Consider the following 575-nt stretch of genomic DNA (forward strand, 5'->3'; position numbering starts at 1 on the left):
CGACTTGCCATCGGGAGTGAGAGCCCGATCCCATCCGATTAACACGCGCTCTGGTGGTCACATTGATAGAGGGGTAAGGAAATTGAGGTAGCAGCGCGCCCATGACCGTGAGTGCACCGACCTACAAGAACCACCGCTATCCGATCGAAATCGTGGCCCGTGCTGTCTGGCTCTACTTCCGCTTCAATCTGAGCCTGCGCGATGTCGAGGAAATGCTGCTCGATCGCGGGATCGTCGTTTCCTACGAGACCATCCGCCGATGGTGCCGAAAGCACGGCCCTGATTATGCGCGCCGCATACGCCGCAAGTCGCCGACGAAAGATGATGTCTGGCACCTGGATGAAGTCGCGGTGCGCATCAACGGTCAGAAGTGCTAGTTGTGGAGAGCGGTTGATCAGGACGGATATGTGCTCGACGAGATCGTCCAGACGCGTCGCAACACCAAGGCCGCCAAGCGCCTGCTGACGCGACTTCTGAAGAAGCAGGGTCTGCCGCCAAAGCGTATGATCACCGACAAATTGCGCTCCTACGGGGCGGCCAAACGCCAGCTCATGCCGAACGTGGAACACCGCTCG

Annotated in this window: 1 pseudogene; it reads left to right on the forward strand. The window is 59.1% G+C overall.

The annotated features are described in order from the left end of the window. Window positions 1–101: 101 nt before the first annotated feature. Window positions 102–575, forward strand: a pseudogene (locus tag EOC06_RS37780) (IS6 family transposase); the annotation flags it as partial.

Origin of the sequence: Mesorhizobium sp. M7A.F.Ca.MR.362.00.0.0 (assembly GCF_004023175.1) — a bacterium.
Classification (GTDB): Bacteria; Pseudomonadota; Alphaproteobacteria; order Rhizobiales; family Rhizobiaceae; genus Mesorhizobium.